This window comes from Kocuria sp. CH-021, from assembly GCF_049716185.1.
Lineage (GTDB): Bacteria > Actinomycetota > Actinomycetes > Actinomycetales > Micrococcaceae > Kocuria > Kocuria cellulosilytica.
Map to the genome: position 1 here is coordinate 17977 of NZ_JBNAFK010000004.1, position 19737 is coordinate 37713.

17 protein-coding genes and 2 tRNA genes are annotated in these 19737 nt (G+C 72.7%); 14 read left to right on the forward strand and 5 right to left on the reverse strand.

Annotated elements, in window-relative coordinates; all coding sequences use genetic code 11:
* Window positions 1-2 precede the first annotated feature (2 nt).
* Entirely contained in the window at window positions 3-596 is a 594-nt protein-coding gene (locus tag ACPYN7_RS03845; RefSeq protein WP_058874166.1) for a single-stranded DNA-binding protein, read from the forward strand.
* A 142-nt stretch (window positions 597-738) separates the two neighbouring features.
* Complete coding sequence (gene ettA / locus ACPYN7_RS03850; protein WP_424346731.1) at window positions 739-2421, forward strand: energy-dependent translational throttle protein EttA; 1683 nt, start codon at window positions 739-741, stop codon at window positions 2419-2421.
* A gap of 110 nt (window positions 2422-2531) precedes the next feature.
* Here ettA and ACPYN7_RS03855 read toward each other — a convergent pair whose 3' ends face one another.
* Window positions 2532-3422 (reverse strand): acyl-CoA thioesterase, encoded by an 891-nt coding sequence (locus tag ACPYN7_RS03855; RefSeq protein WP_058874168.1) that lies wholly within the window; start codon window positions 3420-3422, stop codon window positions 2532-2534.
* A 74-nt stretch (window positions 3423-3496) separates the two neighbouring features.
* Between ACPYN7_RS03855 and ACPYN7_RS03860 the strand changes: the two genes are divergently transcribed.
* Both ACPYN7_RS03860 and ACPYN7_RS03865 read left to right on the forward strand, forming a co-directional pair.
* Window positions 3497-3982 (forward strand): acyl-CoA thioesterase, encoded by a 486-nt coding sequence (locus ACPYN7_RS03860; RefSeq protein WP_058874185.1) that lies wholly within the window; start codon window positions 3497-3499, stop codon window positions 3980-3982.
* A 5-nt stretch (window positions 3983-3987) separates the two neighbouring features.
* On the forward strand, window positions 3988-4656 hold the full coding sequence (locus tag ACPYN7_RS03865; RefSeq protein WP_058874169.1) for a hypothetical protein: 669 nt from the start codon (window positions 3988-3990) through the stop codon (window positions 4654-4656).
* Between the two features lie 18 nt (window positions 4657-4674).
* Here ACPYN7_RS03865 and ACPYN7_RS03870 read toward each other — a convergent pair whose 3' ends face one another.
* Both ACPYN7_RS03870 and pepN read right to left on the reverse strand, forming a co-directional pair.
* Entirely contained in the window at window positions 4675-5106 is a 432-nt protein-coding gene (locus ACPYN7_RS03870) for a globin (protein WP_424346863.1), read from the reverse strand.
* Window positions 5107-5285: 179 nt separating this feature from the next.
* A complete protein-coding gene (gene pepN, locus ACPYN7_RS03875; protein ID WP_424346732.1) occupies window positions 5286-7853 on the reverse strand; it encodes an aminopeptidase N in 2568 nt (855 codons plus the stop codon).
* Window positions 7854-8102: 249 nt separating this feature from the next.
* Here pepN and ACPYN7_RS03880 point away from each other — a divergent pair, with 249 nt between their 5' ends.
* Genes ACPYN7_RS03880 through ACPYN7_RS03890 form a run of 3 tightly spaced genes read left to right on the forward strand, consistent with a single transcriptional unit; the run spans window position 8103 to window position 10203 of the window.
* Window positions 8103-8624: a ribose-5-phosphate isomerase gene (locus ACPYN7_RS03880; RefSeq protein ID WP_424346733.1), complete on the forward strand. Its 522-nt coding sequence runs from the start codon at window positions 8103-8105 to the stop codon at window positions 8622-8624.
* Window positions 8625-9530: an Fpg/Nei family DNA glycosylase gene (locus ACPYN7_RS03885; protein WP_058874172.1), complete on the forward strand. Its 906-nt coding sequence runs from the start codon at window positions 8625-8627 to the stop codon at window positions 9528-9530.
* 31 nt (window positions 9531-9561) lie between these two features.
* The gene (locus ACPYN7_RS03890; protein WP_058874173.1) at window positions 9562-10203 is read left to right on the forward strand and encodes a methyltransferase domain-containing protein; all 642 of its coding nucleotides are present in this window, start codon (window positions 9562-9564) and stop codon (window positions 10201-10203) included.
* 192 nt (window positions 10204-10395) lie between these two features.
* Here the strand turns inward: ACPYN7_RS03890 and ACPYN7_RS03895 are convergent.
* Window positions 10396-10466 (reverse strand) — tRNA-Gly (locus ACPYN7_RS03895).
* Window positions 10467-10708: 242 nt separating this feature from the next.
* Between ACPYN7_RS03895 and ACPYN7_RS03900 the strand changes: the two genes are divergently transcribed.
* The 6 genes from ACPYN7_RS03900 (at window position 10709) to ACPYN7_RS03925 (ending at window position 16018) form a co-directional block, all read left to right on the forward strand.
* Window positions 10709-10781 (forward strand) — tRNA-Pro (locus ACPYN7_RS03900).
* 109 nt (window positions 10782-10890) lie between these two features.
* On the forward strand, window positions 10891-12342 hold the full coding sequence (gene tig / locus ACPYN7_RS03905) for a trigger factor (protein ID WP_424346734.1): 1452 nt from the start codon (window positions 10891-10893) through the stop codon (window positions 12340-12342).
* Between the two features lie 191 nt (window positions 12343-12533).
* Window positions 12534-13214 (forward strand): ATP-dependent Clp protease proteolytic subunit, encoded by a 681-nt coding sequence (locus ACPYN7_RS03910; protein ID WP_058874175.1) that lies wholly within the window; start codon window positions 12534-12536, stop codon window positions 13212-13214.
* Window positions 13215-13275: 61 nt separating this feature from the next.
* The gene (locus ACPYN7_RS03915; RefSeq protein WP_058874176.1) at window positions 13276-13953 is read left to right on the forward strand and encodes an ATP-dependent Clp protease proteolytic subunit; all 678 of its coding nucleotides are present in this window, start codon (window positions 13276-13278) and stop codon (window positions 13951-13953) included.
* A gap of 99 nt (window positions 13954-14052) precedes the next feature.
* The gene (gene clpX, locus ACPYN7_RS03920; RefSeq protein WP_058874177.1) at window positions 14053-15348 is read left to right on the forward strand and encodes an ATP-dependent Clp protease ATP-binding subunit ClpX; all 1296 of its coding nucleotides are present in this window, start codon (window positions 14053-14055) and stop codon (window positions 15346-15348) included.
* 64 nt (window positions 15349-15412) lie between these two features.
* Complete coding sequence (locus ACPYN7_RS03925) at window positions 15413-16018, forward strand: DsbA family protein (RefSeq protein WP_424346735.1); 606 nt, start codon at window positions 15413-15415, stop codon at window positions 16016-16018.
* Between the two features lie 97 nt (window positions 16019-16115).
* Here ACPYN7_RS03925 and valS read toward each other — a convergent pair whose 3' ends face one another.
* Window positions 16116-18776 (reverse strand): valine--tRNA ligase, encoded by a 2661-nt coding sequence (valS, locus tag ACPYN7_RS03930; protein WP_424346736.1) that lies wholly within the window; start codon window positions 18774-18776, stop codon window positions 16116-16118.
* Between the two features lie 85 nt (window positions 18777-18861).
* On the opposite strand from valS, the gene ACPYN7_RS03935 reads away from it, so the two are divergent.
* Entirely contained in the window at window positions 18862-19641 is a 780-nt protein-coding gene (locus ACPYN7_RS03935) for an SDR family oxidoreductase (RefSeq protein WP_424346737.1), read from the forward strand.
* Window positions 19642-19737: the final 96 nt, after the last annotated feature.

Consider the following 19737-nt stretch of genomic DNA (forward strand, 5'->3'; position numbering starts at 1 on the left):
CGATGACCGAGCAGATCACCGTCCGCGGCTACGTGGCCACGGATCCCGAGTCCCGCAGCCTGCCCGACGGCACCGTGGTGGTGACCTTCCGCCTGGCCTCCACCCCGCGCTGGTTCGACCAGCAGGCCGGCTCGTGGCGGGACGGGCACACCAACTGGTTCTCGATCCAGGCGTTCCGCGCCCTGGGGCTCAACGTCCTGGCCAGCATCAAGAAGGGCCAGCCCGTGGTGGTGGTCGGCAAGCTCAAGGTCCGGTTCTGGGAGGGCGAGCACGGCCGCAACACGGCGGTCGACGTGGACGCGGTGTCCGTCGGCCACGACCTCGCGCTCGGCACGGCCTGCTTCCAGCGCACCGTGAGCTCCTCGCCACCCGCCGACCAGACGGGGGAACGGCTCGCCGGACAGCCCGGGGACGCAGCGGCGACCGGTGCCTCGGACGCTCCGGAGGCCCCGGGCGAGGCTCCGGCGGACTCGGGTGGCGACCACGACGCAGGGGCCCCGGCCGTCCCGGAGGGCGTCGACCCGGAGACCGGCGAGCTCGTCGGGGCGGCGGCCGACCCCGGCCGGCGCTCCCGCCGGCAACCCGCGGCCGGCTGAGCCGCCCGGGCGGGGCCGCCCCGGTGTTCCGGGGACGGAACGGACCGCGGGGCCGCCCTGGTGTCCGAGGGACGGAGCGGGGCCGCCGTCCCCGCTCCGTCCCCGCCCGTGGGCCGCCGCGGAGCGGGGTAGCCTTGAGGGCATGGCGGAATTCATCTACACAATGTCCAAGGCCCGCAAGACCGTGGGCGACAAAGTCATCCTGGACGACGTCACCATGTCGTTCTACCCCGGCGCGAAGATCGGCGTCGTGGGGCCCAACGGGGCCGGCAAGTCCACCATCCTCAAGATCATGGCCGGCCTCGACCAGCCCTCCAACGGAGAGGCGAGGCTCAGCCCCGGCTACACCGTCGGCATCCTGCTGCAGGAGCCGCCGCTGAACGAGGAGAAGACCGTCCTCGGCAACGTCGAGGAGGGCGTGGGCGAGATCAAGGCCAAGGTCGACCGCTTCAACGCGATCTCCGAGGAGATGGCCCAGCCGGACGCCGACTTCGACTCCCTCATGGAGGAGATGGGCAAGCTCCAGGAGGACATCGACGCCGCCAACGCCTGGGACCTCGACTCCCAGCTGGAGCAGGCGATGGACGCCCTGCGCTGCCCGCCGCCGGACACCGACGTCAAGGTCCTCTCCGGTGGCGAGCGCCGCCGCGTGGCCCTGTGCAAGCTGCTGCTGCAGAAGCCGGACCTCCTGCTGCTGGACGAGCCCACCAACCACCTCGACGCCGAGTCCGTGCTGTGGCTCGAGCAGCACCTGAAGGACTACCACGGCGCCGTCATGGCCGTGACCCACGACCGGTACTTCCTCGACCACGTGGCCGAGTGGATCTGTGAGGTCGACCGCGGCCGGCTGTACGGCTACGAGGGCAACTACTCGGCCTACCTCGAGACCAAGCGCGCCCGCATGGAGGTGCAGGGCAAGAAGGACGCCAAGCAGGCCAGGCGCCTGGCCGACGAGCTCGAGTGGGTGCGCTCCAACGCCAAGGGCCGCCAGGCGAAGTCGAAGGCCCGCCTGGCCCGCTACGAGGAGATGGCCGCCGAGGCCGAGAAGACCCGCAAGCTGGACTTCGAGGAGATCCAGATCCCGCCGGGTCCCCGCCTGGGCAACCTCGTGATCGAGGCGAAGGACCTGCAGAAGGGCTTCGGGGACCGCAGCCTCATCAAGGAGCTGTCCTTCTCCCTGCCGCGCAACGGCATCGTGGGCGTCATCGGCCCCAACGGCGTCGGCAAGTCGACCCTGTTCAAGACCATCGTGGGCCTCGAGGAGCTGGACGGCGGGGAGCTGCGGATCGGCGACTCCGTCAAGATCTCCTACGTGGACCAGAACCGCGCGAACCTCGACGCCAACAAGTCGCTGTGGGAGGTCGTCTCCGACGGCCTCGACTACATCAACGTCGGCAACGTGGAGATGCCCTCGCGCGCCTACGTCTCCGCGTTCGGGTTCAAGGGCCCCGACCAGCAGAAGAAGGCGGGGGTGCTCTCCGGCGGTGAGCGCAACCGGCTGAACCTGGCTCTGACCCTCAAGCAGGGCGGCAACCTGTTGCTGCTCGACGAGCCCACCAACGACCTCGACGTCGAGACCCTCGGCTCGCTGGAGAACGCCCTGCTGGAGTTCCCGGGCTGCGCCGTGGTGGTCTCCCACGACCGGTGGTTCCTCGACCGGGTCGCCACCCACATCCTCGCGTGGGAGGGCACCGAGGAGGAGCCGGACCGGTGGTACTGGTTCGAGGGCAACTTCGAGTCCTACGAGGCCAACAAGGTGGAGCGCCTCGGCGCCGACGCCGCGCGGCCGCACCGCGTCACGCACCGCCGGCTCACCCGCGACTGACGCGGAGCCGGGCCGCGCCCGGACTCCTCGACGGCACCGAAGGGGCCCGTCCGGCGGGAGAGAACTGTTCTCTCCCGCCGGACGGGCCCCTTCGTCGTGCTCCGGTGCGGCTAGGCGAACTCGGGGAAGCGCATCATGCCCTCCTGGGCGGTGGTGGCCACGAGCCGCCCGTCCCGGGAGAACATCCGGCCCACCCCGAGGCCGCGGGCCGAGGACGCGTTGGGGGAGGACTGCACGTAGAGCAGCCACTCGTCGGCGCGGGCCTCCCGGTGCCACCACATGGCGTGGTCGAGCGAGGCGATGTTCATGCCCGGCTCGATCCACGTCTTGCCGTGCAGCCGGAGGATGGGCTCGAGCAGGGTGTAGTCGCTCGCGTAGGCGAGCGCGGCGCGGTGCACGTTCGGGTCGTCCGGCAGGGGCTTGAGGGTCTTGATCCACACCGCGTTGAACGGCTCGCCGCGGGAGTCCGGCTTGAAGTAGATCGGCTCGGTGATGTAGCGCATGTCGAAGGGCCGCTCGTGGGCGATCGCCTGCGCCTCGGGGGCGTCGACGTGGCCCAGCAGCTCCACGGCGCTCGGCAGGGACTCCGGGTCCGGCAGGTTCTGCGGGCACTCGTCCTGGTGGTCCAGGCCCCGGGCCGGTACCTGGAAGGACGCGATGGCCGAGAGGATGGCCCGCCCCTCCTGGTAGGCGTGCACGCGGCGGGCGGAGAAGGACCGGCCGTCCCGGATCCGCTCCACCCCGAAGGTGATCGGCCGGGACACGTCCCCGGCGCGCAGGAAGTACGCGTGCAGGGAGTGGATGATCCGCTCCGGCTCCACCGTGCGCATCGCGGCGGTCACCGCCTGCGCCAGGACCTGCCCGCCGTAGACCCGGCCGCGTGCGGGGGAGATGGAGTGGCCCACGTAGATGTCCTCGAGGGTGCGGGCGCCACCCCCGTCCGCGAGGTCGAGCATGTCGAGCAGGGCCTGCGTGGGGTCCGGGATGGGGCTGTAGGTCATGGGCCTCACTCTAGCCAGGACGCCGGTCGCGCCGCGGCGCGACCGGCGGGGCGCGGTGTGATGGGATGGGGGGCATGTCTTCGCTGCTGATCCCCATCCAGATGCGCTTCGGCGACATCGACAGCTACGGCCACGTCAACAACGTCACGATGCTCCAGTACCTGGAGGACGCCCGCGTCCGGCTCATGGCCCGCCCGCTGCCCGGGGACGCGGTGGCCGGTGCGCCCGCGGACGCCACGTTCCGCTCCCTGCTGGGCGACCGGATGACCGTGATCGGCCGGCAGGAGGTCGAGTACACGCAACAGCTGCTGTACCGCCCCGAGCCGGTGTTCGTGCGCGTGTGGGTCTCCTCCGTGGGCGGGTCGAGCTTCGTGCTGGACTACGCGGTCCAGGAGGAGGACGGCTCCCGGGTCTACGCCGTGGCCCAGACCGTGGTCGTGGTGATCGACCGGGCCACCGGACGTCCCGTGCGCCTCGACGAGACGCCGCGGAGCGCGCTCGGCCTGTGGTCGGACGCCCCGACCCGCTTCGCCCGCCGGCCCGTCCCCGCCGAGGCCTGAGCCCCGTGAGCCGCTCCCTTCCCCTGACGGACCCGCGGGACGTCGCCGACCTGCGGACCTACCTGTCCCGCGCCCGCGGCGTGGACCCCCAGGGCGCGGTGCGCTTCCAGGCGCGCGGGCGTGCCCTGGGCGTCTACGTGTGCGTGCTCGAACCGCACGGCCTGCTCGACAGCACGCCCACGGTGCTGGGCCTGCGCACCGCGGCGCTGGCCCGGGAGCAGTCCCTGGACGTCACCGTCCCGCTCGGCGGGGTCCTCGACCGGATGCCGCGCCAGGACCAGGACGCCACGGACGTGGGGCTGCCCCCGATGGACGCGACCGTCTCCTGGGCGGGGATCGCCCCGCCGCTGAGCGGGTGGGCGCCGGTGGGGGACGTCGCCGGGGACGAGCTGCGCGAGGCCGCCCGGGCCGGGATCGCCGAGGTCGCGCGGACAGTGCCCACGGACGCGGGGGCCGCCGTCGTCGACACCGTGCGCTCGCAGGTCTGGGGCCGCTCGTCCGGGTGGGCGGAGCCCCTCGCGGGACGCCTCACCGGGGCGCCGCCGCCGGACGGCGCGGCGTTCGCCGCGTACTCCCTCGGCTTCCTGCGCCCCGGCACGGCGGTCGCCGTGGCCGAGAACGGCCGCTGGGTGCGCCTGAGCACCCCCGGCGGGCACGTCCTCGCCAAGCGCTGAGGCCGGCGGGGGGCCGGCTCAGCCGGGCCGGTTGACCATCGCGTGGGCGGCGCGGTCGAAGTAGTCCCAGATGATCCCGTCGTGCAGCGGGGAGAGCTCCAAGGCGTCCAGGGCCGCGCGCATGTGCGTCAGCCACGTCTCGCGCGCCCAGGTGTCCACGGGGAACGGCATGTGCCGCATCCGCAGCCGCGGGTGCCCGCGCCGCTCCGAGTAGGTGGTCGGCCCGCCCCAGTACTGCTCGAGGAACATCCGCAGCCGCTCCTCGGCGGGGCCGAGGTCGTCCTCCGGGTAGAGCGCCCGGAACCGTTCGTCCTGGGCCACCCGGGCGTAGAACTCGTGCACGAGCTTCACGAACGTCTCGTGCCCGCCCACCTGCTCGTAGAACGACGACGACGTGCCCGCCTCGGCCTGCTGCCGCTCGTCGCCGACCTGCGGCACCGGGCGGCGCAGCTGGGCGAGCGGGGCCCCCACGGCGAAGGACCGCGCCCCGGGCGGGGCCGCGGCGGCGGGGTCGGTCCGCGGGTCCGCACCGGCCGGGGGCGTCGGGCCGGGACCGCCGGGAGCGTGCCCACCGGGGCCGTGCCCGCCGGGACCGTCCTCGCCGGGACCGGGCCGTCGCTGCTCGCCGCTCACGCGCGCACCGCCTGGTAGGCGGCGTCCACGGCCTGCGCGCGGACCGCGCGCGCGGTCGCGTCGCGCTGCTCGAGCACGAGCCGGCGGAGCCCGTGCAGATCCCCGGGCAGGTCCGCGAGGAAGGCGTCCGTGGCGTCGACCGTCTCCTGGGTGGGGATGTTCGGGTACATGCCGGTCGCGATCTGCTGGGCGAGCTCGTGGGTGCGGGTGCGCCAGACCTCCGGGATCGCCGCGAAGTACTGCTCGACGTACGGGGCGAGCAGGGCCGTGTCGGCGGCCGTGCGGAACCCGTCGATCGCCGCGTCCTGGATCGAGTTGGGCAGCGACCCGTCCACCACGATCTGCTGCCAGGCCCGGGCCTTGGCCTCGGCCGTGGGGATCGACGCCCGGGCGCGGGCGGCCGCGATCGCGCCGTTCTCGGTGTTGTCCCGGGCGAGCATCGCGTCCACGTCCGCGTCGCCGAGGCGCCCGCCGGCGCACAGCGCGGTGAGCAGGCTCCAGCGCAGGTCGGTGTCCAGCGCCAGGCCCGGCAGGGAGCCCCGGCCGTCGAGGAGCTGCTCGAGGACGTCGAGCTGCTCCCCGGTGCGGGCGTGCCGGGCGAAGGCCTTCAGGAACTGCAGCTGCTGGTCGGACCCGGCGGCCGCCTCCTCGGTGAGCCGCCGGAGCCGGTCGGCGGCGGTGCGCACGGTGGTCCCGCGCACGGGCTCCGCCACGTAGCCGTCCAGCACGGTGTCGAGCTGGCGCAGCTGCACCTGGATGCCGGTCGAGGACGTCTCGTGGGCGATGTTGCCCAGCACGAGCTCCACGTAGCGGCGGGCGGGCGTCTCGCCGTCGTGCACGCCGTCCCACACGGAGGCCTGGACGAGGGCGCGCGGGAGCGGGTCCTCGAAGTTCTTCAGGTGGGTGAGGGCGGTGTCCAGGGAGCATTCGTCGAGCCGGATCTTCGCGTAGGCGAGGTCGTCGTCGTTGAGCAGCACGAGGTCCGGCAGCTCCCGGCCCACCAGCTCGGGCACCTCCGTGGACGCGCCGTCCACGTCGAGCTCCACCCGGTGGGTGCGCACGAGCTTGCCCTGCTCCGCGTCGTGGTCGTAGAAGCCCACGGCCAGGCGGTGCGGGCGCAGCGTGGGGTGCTCCGCGGGCGCCGTCTGCTCGATCCGGAAGGCGCGGATGATCCCGTCCTGGTCGGTCTCCAGGGCCGGGCTCAGCGTGTTCACGCCGGCGGTCCCCAGCCACTTCGCGGCCCACCCGTCGAGGTCCCGGCCGCTGGCCTCCTCGAGCCGGACCATGAGGTCGCGCAGCTCGGTGCTGCCCCAGGCGTGCTCGCGGAAGTACCGGTTCAGCCCGGCCATGAACTGCTCCTGGCCCACCCAGGCCACCAGCTGCTTGAGCACCGAGGCGCCCTTGGCGTAGGTGATCCCGTCGAAGTTCACCAGCACGTCCTCGAGGTCGCGGATCTCGGCCTCGATGGGGTGCGTGGTGGGCAGCTGGTCCTGCTCGTAGCCCCAGGACTTCTCCCCGGCGGCGAACGTGGTCCACGCGTCGGTCCAGCGGGTGTTCTCCGCCGCGGCGAGCGTGGACATGAACTCCGCGAAGGACTCGTTGAGCCACAGGTCGTTCCACCAGCGCATGGTCACGAAGTCGCCGAACCACATGTGGGCGAGCTCGTGCAGGATCGTGACGGCCCGCCGCTCCACCCGGGCCTGCGTGGGCCGGGAGCGGAAGACGTAGAGCTCCACGAAGGTCACCGCGCCGGCGTTCTCCATGGCCCCGGCGTTGAACTGGGGGACGAACAGCTGGTCGTACTTCTCGAACGGATAGGGCACGCCGAACTGCGCCTCGTAGAACTCGAAGCCCTGCTTGGTGACGCCGAACATCTCCTCCGCCTCGACGTGCTCCATGAGCGAGCGCCGGGCGTACAGGCCCAGGGGGATCGTGCGGCCGTCGGCGCTGGTGAGCTCGTCGTGCACCGACGCGTACGGGCCGGCGATCAGCGCCGTGACGTAGCAGGGGACCACGGGGGTGGGGGCGAAGGACCACGTGGCGGCGCCCTCGCCGGCGGGGACGGGCTCCGGGGTGGGCTGGGTAGAGACCACCGTCCAGTGCGCGGGGGCCGTGACCGTGAACGCGAAGCGCGCCTTGAGGTCCGGCTGCTCGAACACGGCGAACATCCGCCGGGTGTCCGCCACCTCGAACTGGGTGTAGAGGTACACCTCGTCGTCGACCGGGTCCACGAAGCGGTGCAGGCCCTCGCCGGTGTTCATGTACCGGCAGTCCGACTCGACCGTCAGCACGTTCTCCCCGGCGAGCCCGGGCAGCTGGATCCGCACGCCGTCCGAGACCTCGGCGGGCTCGAGCCGCGTGCCGTTGAGCACCACGGAGTGCACGGCGTCGGTGATCGCGTCGATGAACGTCGTGGCGCCCGGGGTCGCCCGGAAGCGCACGGTGGTCGTGGAGCGGAAGACGCGCTCGCCGCGGGTCAGGTCGAGGACCACGTCGTAGGCGTCCACCGCCACGGTCTCGGCCCGCGCGGCCGCCTCCTGGCGGGTCAGGTTGGTTCCGGGCACTTCAGTGCCGTCCTCTCGTCGGGGTCGGGGTCGGGGTCGGGGTCGGGGTCGTGATCGGGCGTCCGCGGCCGGTGGGCCGCGGCGGATCGTCCCATTATGTCAGCCGGGTCCGGGCCGTCCCGGGAGGCCCTGCGGTGTCCGCCCCGGCCGCCGCGGCACCCACTACGCTGGAGGGCGGCCGGTCCGCCTCCGCAGGCCCTGCGCCACGACCCCGCCCCGTTCCCGCGACATCCCAGGAGCACGCCGCCCATGCGCGTCCACATCGCCACCGACCACGCCGGACTGGACCTCTCCCGCTTCCTGGTGGAGGAGCTCGTCACCGCCGGCTACGACCTCGTCGACCACGGCCCCGCCGAGTACGACGCCCTCGACGACTACCCCGCGTTCTGCATCAGCGCCGCGCGCGCGGTCCGGGCGGACCGGGACGCCGGTCTCGACTCCCTCGGCATCGTGCTGGGCGGATCGGGCAACGGCGAGCAGATCGCCGCGAACAAGGTCGCGGGCATCCGGGCGGCCCTGGCCTGGAACCTCGACACCGCCCGGCTCGCGCGCCAGCACAACGACGCCCAGGTCGTGGCGGTCGGAGGACGCCAGCACCCCCGGGAGGAGGCGCTGGAGATCGTGCGGGCGTTCCTCGCGGAGCCCTTCTCCGGGGAGGAGCGCCACGAGCGGCGGATCGCGCAGATCGGCGAGTACGAGACCACCGGCACCGTCGCCGGCAGGCTGGAGGAGCTGCGCCCGCGCGAGTTCCCGGCCGCCCGGGAGGCCTGAGTGCCGGAGGGCCACTCGGTCCACCGGCTCGCCCGCCAGTTCGCCGACTGCTTCGTGGGACAGGCCCTGTCCGTGAGCTCCCCGCAGGGGCGCTTCGCCGACGGCGCGGCCGCCCTGGACGGCGCCGTGCTCGAGGCGGCGCGGGCCCACGGCAAGCAGCTGTTCCTCGACTTCGCCGGGGACCGCGTGCTGCGCTCGCACCTCGGCCTCTACGGCGCGTGGAGCTTCGGCGGCACCGACCGCTTCCGGGGCGCCTCCTCGATCGGGGCCCCGCGCCGGATCGGCGAGCGGGAGGCCCTCGACGACGGCGCCCCCGACGACGGCGCCCCCTCCGCCGGCCCGCCGGTCCCGCCCCCGCCGGTGGGGGCGGTGCGCGTGCGGCTGGTCGGGGACGAGGGCTGGGCCGACCTGCGCGGACCCGCGCTGTGCGTGCTCGAGACCCGCGCCGAGGCCGAGGCGGCCCGGGCGCGCCTGGGACCGGACCCGCTCGACCCGCACGCGGACCCCGCCCCCTTCGTGGCGGCGGCGCGGCGCAGCCGCCGCCCGGTGGGCGCGCTGCTGATGGACCAGGCGGTCGTGGCCGGGGTCGGCAACATCTTCCGGGCGGAGTCGCTGTTCCGGCGCGGACTGGACCCGATGACGCCGGGGCGCGCGCTCGGCGAGCCCGTGCTGCTGGCGCTGTGGGCGGAGAACGCGGCCCTCATGCGCACGGGCGTGCGGCTCGGCCGGATCGTGACGACCGACCCCGGGGACCGCCCGGGCACGCCGGCGGAACGGGCCTGGCCGGAGCACGCTCACCTGGTCTACAAGCGCCAGGGCCTGCCGTGCCGCCGGTGCGGCACGCCCGTGGCGGCCGGGGAGCTGGAGGGGCGCGCGCTCTACTGGTGCCCCTCCTGCCAGCGCTGACCCGGGGCCCGGGCGGGGATATCCTGCTCCCATGAGCAGCTGCTGCGGCCCCGGGGCCTACGAGGGCGTCTTCGGGCCCCGGCTCGCCCGCCACCTCGCCGCCCGGTACCGGCGCACCGGCCCGGACCGGACCACGCGGCGGCTCCTCGGCTTCCTGGCCGCCCACGGGATCGAGGGGGCCCGCGTGCTGGAGATCGGCGGCGGGGTCGGGGAGGTCCAGCTCGAGCTGCTGCGCCGCGGCGCGGCCCGCACCACGAACCTCGAGCTCGTCGACTCCTACGAGGCGGAGGCCTCGGCCCTCGCCGCGGCGGCCGGGACGGCCGGCCGCACGACCCGGCGCCGGCTCGACATCGCGGCCGACCCCGGTGCGGTGGAGCCCCACGACGTCGTGGTCCTGCACCGCGTGGTGTGCTGCTATCCCGACCACGAGCGGCTCCTCACGGCCGCCGCGGACCACGCCGGGCGGCTGCTGGTCCTCAGCTTCCCGCCCCGCACCCCGGCGGTCCGGGCGTCCCTGGCCCTGCTCAACGCGTTCTACCGGGCCACGGGGCGGAGCTTCCGCAACTACGCCCATTCCCCCGAGGCCATGCTCGCGGTGCTGCGCGGCCGGGGCCTGCGGCCCGTGTACGCCCACCGGGGCCGGTTCTGGCGGGTCGTCGGCCTCGTCCGCTGAGGCCCCGCGCCGGCGGCCCGCGGTGCGGACCGGGCGTTCGCGGCGCCCACCGGACAGCAGCAGGCTCCGTCCTCCCTCCGTCGGCCGGGGCCTGCGCACGGCCGGGGACCCGGCGGCCGGGCCGCACGCCGGGCGGGATGGTCCGGGAACGACGAACGCCCCGGTCCGGGGACCGGGGCGTTCGGGGCGACGAGGGGATGACGGGAATCGAACCCGCGTAATCAGTTTGGAAGACTGAGGCTCTACCATTGAGCTACATCCCCACAGGGCGCTCTGTCGAGGCCAATCCCATTAACCGGCCCGGCGCGCGCAGTGTCAAATCCCCCAGGGCCGGACGGCCCCGCGGGCAGCGTCCGGCGGATCGCGCCGGGGCCGTCCGGGCGGCTCCCGGCGGGCCGAGGTGCGGCCCCGTCCGCCCAGCCGGTAGACTCGCCGGTGGTTTCTGGTGAGTGCACCGTTTTCCACCTGCCAGGACCGCAGTCGTTGCAGCCGAGGCTGCAGGTACCGGGGCGTAGCGTAGTGGCTAGCGCGCCTGCTTTGGGAGCAGGAGATCGCAGGTTCGAGTCCTGTCGCCCCGACGTTGGAGCGGTTGTCCGGCCCCGCCGGGCAGCCGCCTTCCCGACTGTCCCGGGCCGGGCAACGGCACCGGAAGACCCAACCGACCTACCACTCAGGAGTGCAGCGGAAGTGAAGAGCGCCGTCGAGAAACTCAATCCCACCCAGGTCAAGATCGTGGTGGACGTCCCGTTCGCGGAACTGAAGCCGTTCATCGACCAGACCTACACCTCGCTCGCCAACCAGATCCAGGTCCCCGGCTTCCGCCGCGGCAAGGTTCCGGCCCGGCTGATCGAGCAGCGCGTGGGCTTCGACTTCGTCGTCGAGAACGCGCTCAACGAGGGCCTGAACACCTTCTTCCAGCAGGCCCTGGCCGAGAACGAGATCACCCCGCTGACCCAGCCCCAGGTCGAGGTCGTCGCGAAGCCCGACGAGACCGACCGCGAGGCGGACACCAAGGTCGAGATCGACGTGGCGGTGCGCCCCGAGATCGAGCTGCCCGACTACAAGGGCCTCGAGGTCCAGGTCGAGGCCCGCGAGGCCTCCGCCGAGGACGAGCAGAAGGCCCTCGACGAGCTGCGCGGGCGCTTCGGCACCCTCAAGACCGTGGACCGCCCCGCCGCCGAGGGCGACTTCGTCACCCTCGACCTGCAGGCCCTGGTCGACGGCGAGGAGGTCGACGCCGCCAACGACCTGTCCTACCAGGTGGGCGCCGGCACGATGCTCGACGGCATGGACGAGGCCATCACCGGCCTCTCCGCCGACGAGGACGCGACGTTCGAGACCAAGCTCGCCGGCGGCGAGCACAGCGGCGAGGACGCGACCGTCAAGGTCAAGGTCACCGCCGTCAAGGAGCGCGAGCTGCCCGAGGCCGACGACGAGTTCGCCCAGCTGGCCTCCGAGTTCGACACCATCGAGGAGCTCAAGGAGGACCTGAAGAAGCAGGCCGCCGAGGGCACCGTGGTGGAGCAGGGCGTCGAGGCCCGCGACAAGGTCCTGGAGAAGCTGCTGGCCCTCGTGGAGATCCCCGTGCCGCAGGCCGTGATCGACGAGCAGATCGCCCAGCACTTCGACAACCCGCAGGCCGAGGCGGACCACGACACCCCGGACCACCGGGCCGAGGTCCAGAAGAACGCCGAGGACGCCTTCCGCAACGAGATCGTGCTGGACGCGGTCGCCGAGGCCGAGGAGATCGGCGTCGAGCAGTCCGAGCTGATCGACTACATCATCAACATGTCCCAGCAGTACGGCATGGACCCGAACCAGTTCGCCCAGCTGCTGGACTCCTCGGGCCAGGCCGGCCTGATGGTGGGCGAGGTGCGGCGCCGCAAGGCCCTCGCCAAGGTCCTGGAGTACGCGACGGTCACCGACACCGAGGGCAACACGGTGGACCTCTCCGAGTTCGTGCGCCCCCAGGGCGAGGAGCAGGCCGGGGAGCCCGCCGAGGAGGTCGAGCCCGAGGAGACCACCGCGGCCCCGACCCCCGGCACCGAGGAGGAGTCCGCGGACTCGCCCGAGTCCCCGGAGTCCGGCGACTCCCCGGAGTCCGCCGAGTCGGCCGACTCCCCGGACTCCGCCAAGTGAGTTCCTGAGCACGCCCCGAAGGCGCCGCCGTCCCGCCCGGGACGGCGGCGCCTTCGTCCGTCGCGGGGCCCCCGGCGCCGACCATGCGCCATCAGCGAACAACCCGGACGCGGACCGGCCCGGGCCCGGGGCGGGCACTAGTGTTCTGTTCAGAGATCACCGGACCACACGGACGAAAGAGGCACTGTTACATGACCTCCGCTCACGAGTCGCCGTTCGGCTCGACCCACGCAACCTCCACCGGACCGCGCCTGCAGGGCGGCGGCCCGATGGGCGGCCAGGACGACTACGTCTACAACCGGCTGCTCAAGGAGCGCATCATCTGGCTGGGCTCCGAGGTGCGCGACGACAACGCGAACCTCATCTGCTCGCAGATGCTGCTGCTCTCGGCCGAGGACCCGCAGGCGGACATCTTCCTGTACATCAACTCCCCGGGCGGGTCCGTCACCGCCGGCATGGCGATCTACGACACCATGCAGCTCATCCCGAACGACGTGGTCACCGTGGCCACGGGCCTGGCCGCTTCGATGGGCCAGTTCCTGCTCTCCTCGGGCACCAAGGGCAAGCGCTACTCCACCCCGAACGCCCGCATCCTCATGCACCAGCCCTCCGGCGGCATGGGCGGCACGGCCTCGGACATCCGGGTGCAGGCCGAGCTCATCCTGTCGATGAAGCAGCGCCTCGCGGAGCTCACCGCCGAGCAGACCGGCCAGACCCTGGAGACGATCCTGCGGGACAACGACCGCGACAACTGGTTCGACGCCCAGCGCGGCCTCGAGTACGGCTTCTTCGACCACATCGCCAGCTCGGCCGGGTCCATGACCGGTGGCGGCGGGACCATGAAGGACCAGGACACGAAGGACCAGGCGTAGGACCTCGGCGGTCCCACCCATCCACCCGGCACGCTCTTCCAGACCTCCGAGGAACTCAACCATGACCTTCACCCACGGACCCTCGTCCACGGCCGGTTCCGCGGCCGCCCTGCCCACCAGCCGCTACGTGCTCCCCGACTTCGAGGAGCGCACCCCCTACGGGTACCGCCGGCAGAACCCCTACACCAAGCTGTTCGAGGACCGGATCATCTTCCTGGGCGTCCAGGTCGACGACGCCTCGGCCGACGACGTCATGGCCCAGCTGCTCGTGCTCGAGGCGCAGGACGCCGACCGCGACATCACGATGTACATCAACTCCCCGGGCGGGTCGTTCACCGCGATGACCGCCATCTACGACACGATGCAGTTCATCCGGCCCGAGATCCAGACGGTCTGCCTCGGGCAGGCCGCGTCCGCGGCCGCGGTGCTGCTCGCCGGCGGCACCCCGGGCAAGCGACTGGCCCTGCCGAACGCCCGCGTGCTCATCCACCAGCCGGCCATGTCCGGCCAGGGCGGGGGACAGGCCTCGGACATCGAGATCCAGGCCAACGAGATCATGCGCATGCGCGAGTGGCTCGAGGACACCCTGGCCCTGCACTCCGGCAAGACCTCCGAGGAGGTCAACCGGGACATCGAGCGCGACAAGATCCTCACCGCGGCCGCCGCCAAGGAGTACGGGATCGTGGACCACGTCCTGGAGTCCCGCAAGATCCACAAGCCCGCGACCGTCACCTCCTGACCCGGGCAGCCCGCCCGACCGCACCCCGGTGTTGGGGCGGGGCCCGGTCCTCGCCTATCCTGGACGAGGATTTCCCGTACCCGACCGGAGGACTGTTTCATGGCGCGCATCGGCGAGACCGCGGACCTGCTCAAGTGCTCCTTCTGCGGCAAGAGCCAGAAGCAGGTCCGCAAGCTCATCGCGGGCCCGCGCGTCTACATCTGCGACGAGTGCATCGAGCTGTGCAACGAGATCATCGAGGAGGAGCTGAGCGAGGTCAAGGACCTCGAGCAGCAGGAGCTCCCCACGCCCCACGAGATCTACCAGCACCTCCACCAGTACGTGATCGGCCAGGAGACCGCCAAGCGCGCGCTGGCCGTGGCCGTGTACAACCACTACAAGCGGGTCCGGGCCGGGGAGAACGGCAAGCCCCTGTCCCTGGCCACGGCTGCCGGTGACGAGGACGTCGAGATCGCGAAGTCCAACATCCTGCTGGTCGGGCCCACCGGCTCCGGCAAGACGTACCTGGCGCAGTCGCTGGCGCGCCGGCTGGACGTGCCCTTCGCCGTCGCGGACGCCACGTCCCTCACGGAGGCCGGCTACGTCGGAGAGGACGTCGAGAACATCCTGCTCAAGCTCATCCAGGCCGCCGACTACGACGTCAAGCGGGCCGAGACGGGCATCATCTACATCGACGAGATCGACAAGATCTCGCGCAAGTCCGAGAACCCCTCGATCACCCGCGACGTCTCCGGGGAGGGCGTGCAGCAGGCGCTGCTGAAGATCCTCGAGGGCACCGTGGCGTCGGTGCCGCCGCAGGGCGGGCGCAAGCACCCGCAGCAGGAGTTCATCCAGATCGACACCACCAACGTCCTGTTCGTCGTGGCCGGGGCGTTCGCCGGCCTCGAGGACATCGTGGAGTCCCGGGCCGGGCGCACGAGCATCGGCTTCGGCGCGGAGCTCAAGCAGGCGGGGACCCGGGACGAGGTGATGGCCGACGTCATGCCGGAGGACCTGCTGAAGTTCGGCCTGATCCCCGAGCTCATCGGCCGCCTGCCCGTGGTGACCACGCTGCGCGAGCTGTCGGTGGCCGACCTCGCCCGCATCCTCACCGAGCCGCGCAACGCGCTCGTGAAGCAGTACAAGAAGATGTTCCAGCTGGACGGGGTCGAGCTCACGTTCGACCCCGAGGCGCTGACGGCCGTGGCCGAGCTCGCGATCAAGCGGGGCACGGGCGCCCGCGGGCTGCGCGCCATCCTGGAGGACGTGCTCCAGCCCGTCATGTTCGAGCTCCCCAGCCGGGACGACATCGCCGCCGTGCTGGTGACCGCGGAGGCCGTGGCCAAGCAGGCCGAGCCGGAGGTCATCACCCACGAGATGATCCGCGAGGAGCAGAACCGGAACAAAACCGCCTGATCCGTGGCTTCTACCCGGTGACGCGTCCGCCACCCCCGGCGGACGCCCGCACGAGAGGAAGCTGATGACGGACAAGGTGGAGTTCTGGTTCGACCCCGCGTGCCCCTGGGCGTGGATGACCTCCCGCTGGATGCTCGAGGTGGAGAAGGTCCGCGACGTCGAGGTGGACTGGCGGATCATGTCGCTGGCCGTCCTCAACGAGGGGCGCGACGAGCTGCCGGAGGACTACAGGACGTTCCTGCAGAAGGCGTGGGGCCCCGTCCGCGTGGTCGTCGCCGCCCGTGAGGAGCACGGCCCCGAGCACGTCAAGGCGCTCTACGACGCCATGGGCACCCGGCTCCACCCGGGCGGGCAGAAGGACTTCGGCGCCGTGATCGCCGAGTCCCTGGCCGAGGTCGGCCTCCCGGCCGGGCTGGCCGCCGCCGCGGACACCGACCGCTGGGACGACCTGGTCCGGGCCTCGCAGAAGGAGGCGCAGGACCGGGTGGGCGACGACGTCGGCACCCCCGTGATCGCCGTGAACGGCACGGCCTTCTTCGGGCCCGTCATGTCCCCGGCGCCCACGGGCGAGGAGGCCGGCCGGATCTTCGACGGCGCCGTGCTGCTGGCCGGCTACCCGGGGTTCTTCGAGCTCAAGCGCTCCCGCACCGCGGAGCCGGTCTTCGACTGAGTCCTGTCCCCGGGGACCGCACGCGCGGACCCGCCGGGGACGCACGAGGGCCCGGCCGCCGCGGCGGCCGGGCCCTCGTGCTGCGCTCCGCGCGGTCCTACCGGGCCGGCTCCTCCGCCGGGACCAGCTCGACGTCGCGCACGGCCAGGCCCTCCGGCCCGGCGACGAGCACGAGCTCGGCGGCGTTGCCCGCGGCCCTGAGGTCGCCCAGGCCCGCCTCGAGACGGGCCACGTCCTCGGGGGAGGCCGTGATGGTCGCCGAGCGCACCGCGGTGCGCTGCTTGACCTTGGCCTCCGACTTCGCCTTGCGCAGTCCGGAGAGGGCCTCGCCCACGGTCGTGAGCACCTCCGGGTCGGCGTCGGCCACGGCCTCCGCGAAGCCCTCGGCGCTCGGCCAGGCCGCCTGGTGCACGGAGCCGGAGCGCCACCAGGACCAGACCTCGTCCGTGGCGAACGGCAGGACGGGGGCGAACAGGCGCAGCAGCGCGTCGAGGGTCGTGGCGAGCGCCGCGTGCACGGACGCCTGCGCAGCCTCCCCGCGGGCGCCGTAGGCGCGGTCCTTGACGAGCTCGACGTAGTCGTCGGTGAAGGTCCAGAAGAACTGCTCGGTGAGCTGCAGGGCGCGGGCGTACTCGTAGTCCCGGAACGCCTGGGTGGCGCGCTCCACGACCGTGCCCAGCTGGGCGAGCAGCGCCCGGTCGACGGGGTCGGTCACGACGTCCGTGGACGCCCCGGCGCCGAGCACGGAGGCCTCGGTGACGCCCTGGGCGAGGACGAACTTCGAGGCGTTGAGCAGCTTGATGGCCAGCCGGCGGCCGATCTTCATCTGCCCCTCGTCGTAGGCGGTGTCCGCGCCCAGGCGGGCGGACGCGGCCCAGTAGCGCACCGCGTCGGCCCCGTAGTTCTCGAGCACCTCCGTGGGGACCACCACGTTGCCCTTGGACTTGGACATCTTCTTGCGGTCCGGGTCGAGGATCCACCCGGAGAGCGCGGTGTTGGTCCAGGGCACCGTGCCGGCCAGCGACTCGGAGCGCACCACCGTGGAGAACAGCCAGGTCCGGATGATGTCGTGGCCCTGGGGCCGGAGGTCCATCGGGAAGGTGTTGGCGTGCAGCCGCTCGTCGAACGCCCAACCCGTGGCGATCTGGGGGGTCAGCGAGGACGTGGCCCAGGTGTCGAGCACGTCCGGGTCGCCCGTGAAGCCGTGCGGCCGGTCCCGCTGGGACTCGTCGAAGCCGGGGGCGGGGTCGGCGGCCGGGTCCACGGGCAGCTGGTCGAGGGCGGGCAGGACGGGGGCGTCGTAGTCCGGGTTGCCGTCGCCGTCGAGCCGGTACCAGACCGGGAACGGCACCCCGAAGAAGCGCTGGCGGGAGATCAGCCAGTCGCCGTGCAGGCCCTCGATCCAGTTCTCGTACCGGGAGCGCATGAACGCCGGGTGCCAGTCCATCTCGCGGCCGCGCGCCAGCAGCGCCTCGCGCCGCTCGGCGTCGCGGCCGCCGTTGCGGATGTACCACTGGCGGGAGGTCACGACCTCGAGGGGCTTGTCGCCCTTCTCGTAGAAGTTCACCGGGTGCATGACCTTCCGGGGCTCGCCCGCCAGGTCCCCGGACGCGCGGAGCATCTCCACGACGGCCTGCTGGGCCGAGAACACGGTCTTGCCGGCCACCTCGGCGTAGTGCTCGGCCGGGGCGCCGGCGGCGATCCACTCGGGGGTCTCACCCGCGAAGCGGCCGTCGCGGCCGATCAGCGCGCGGGTGGGCAGGTCCAGCTCCCGCCACCAGGTGACGTCGGTGAGGTCGCCGAAGGTGCAGATCATGGCGATCCCGGAGCCCTTGTCCGGCTTGGCCAGCGGGTGCGCCCGGACCTCGACCTCGACGTCGAACAGCGGGGAGCGCACCGTGGTGCCGAACAGCGGCTGGTACCGCTCGTCGTCGGGGTGCGCCACGAGGGCCACGCACGCCGGCAGCAGCTCGGGGCGGGTGGTCTCGATGTGCACCGGCTCGCCGTCGGGACGGTGGAAGGCCACGCGGTGGTAGGTCCCCTCGCGCTCCCGGTCCTCGAGCTCGGCCTGGGCGACCGCCGTGCGGAAGGTGACGTCCCACAGGGTGGGGGCCTCGGCCATGTAGGCGTTGCCGGCCTCGAGGTCCTGGAGGAAGGCGCGCTGGGAGACCGCCCGCGAGCGGGCGTCGATGGTGCGGTAGGTGCGGGTCCAGTCCACGGACAGGCCCAGCGTGGAGAACAGGTGCTCGAAGACCTTCTCGTCCTCGACCGCCAGCTCCTCGCACAGCTCGATGAAGTTCCTGCGGGAGACCACGTCCCAGTCGCGCTGGTTCTTCGCGGGCTTCTCCGGCGGGCGGTAGCCCTCCACATAGGGCCGGGTGGGGTCGCAGCGCACGCCGTAGTAGTTCTGCACGCGGCGCTCGGTGGGCAGCCCGTTGTCGTCCCAGCCCAGCGGATAGAACACGTTCTTGCCGCTCATCCGCTGGAACCGGGCGATCACGTCGGTCTGCGTGTAGGAGAACATGTGGCCGACGTGCAGGGAGCCGGAGGCGGTCGGCGGGGGAGTGTCGATCGAGTAGACCTGCTCGCGGGTCGTGTCCTCGTCGAACGCGTAGGTGCCCTCCTCGCGCCACGTGCGCGAGTACTTCTGCTCCAGACCCTCCAGCGCGGGCTTCTCGGGAACGGTCACGGGCGTGGTGGCGGGCGTGGTCTCCGGTGCGGTTCCGGGCGTGTCTGTGCCCTGCGTGTTGTCAGCCATGCGGACCAGTCTCTCACGAGCCCCGGGGCGGGCCCCGACGCCCCGGTCCTTGGGCGGTGCCCGGTGCCCGGCTAGCGTGGGGCCCATGACCGATCAGCAGAGTCCGCACACGCACACCGGCCGGGTCGCCGTCGTCACCGGCGCCTCGACCGGCATCGGGGAGGCCACCGCGCGCGAGCTGCGCCGCAGCGGCTGGACCGTCTACGCGGTGGCCCGCCGCGCCGAGCGCCTGGAGGCGCTGGCCCGGGAGACGGGAGCCATCCCCGCCCCGTGCGACATCACCTCGGACGCCGACGTGGACGCCCTCCGGGACCAGGTGCTGGAGGAGCAGGGCCGCGTGGACGCGCTGCTCAACATCTCCGGCGGCGCCCGCGGCACCGACCGGGTGGCCGAGGCCGGCACCGAGGACTGGGAGTGGATGTACCAGGTCAACGTGCTCGGCACGATGCGCCTGACCCGGGCCTTCCTCCCCGCCCTGCGCGAGAACGGCGAGGGCACCGTCCTGAACCTCACGTCCCTCGCGGCGCACCGGGCCTACGAGGGCGGCGGCGGCTACAACGCCGCGAAGTACGCCCAGCGGGCCATGACGGAGGCGCTGCGGCTCGAGGAGGCCGAGCACAACGTGCGCGTGGTCGAGATCGCCCCGGGCCTCGTGCACACCCCCGAGTTCTCGCTCAACCGCCTCGGCGGGGACCAGCAGGCCGCGGAGCAGGTCTACGCGGGCGTGGACAAGCCCCTCACCGCCGAGGACGTCGCCCAGGTGTGCATCTTCGCGGTGAACCTGCCGCACCACGTGGACCTCGACACCGTGACCGTCAAGCCGGTCGCCCAGGCGGCCCCGCACAAGATGATCCGCCGCTCGTAGCCCCCTGCTCGTAGCCCCCGCCGAGATTGCGGCTGTCGGCGACCCGGCGAGCCCGGGTCGCCGACAGCCGCGACCTCGGCGGGCTGCCGGGTGGGT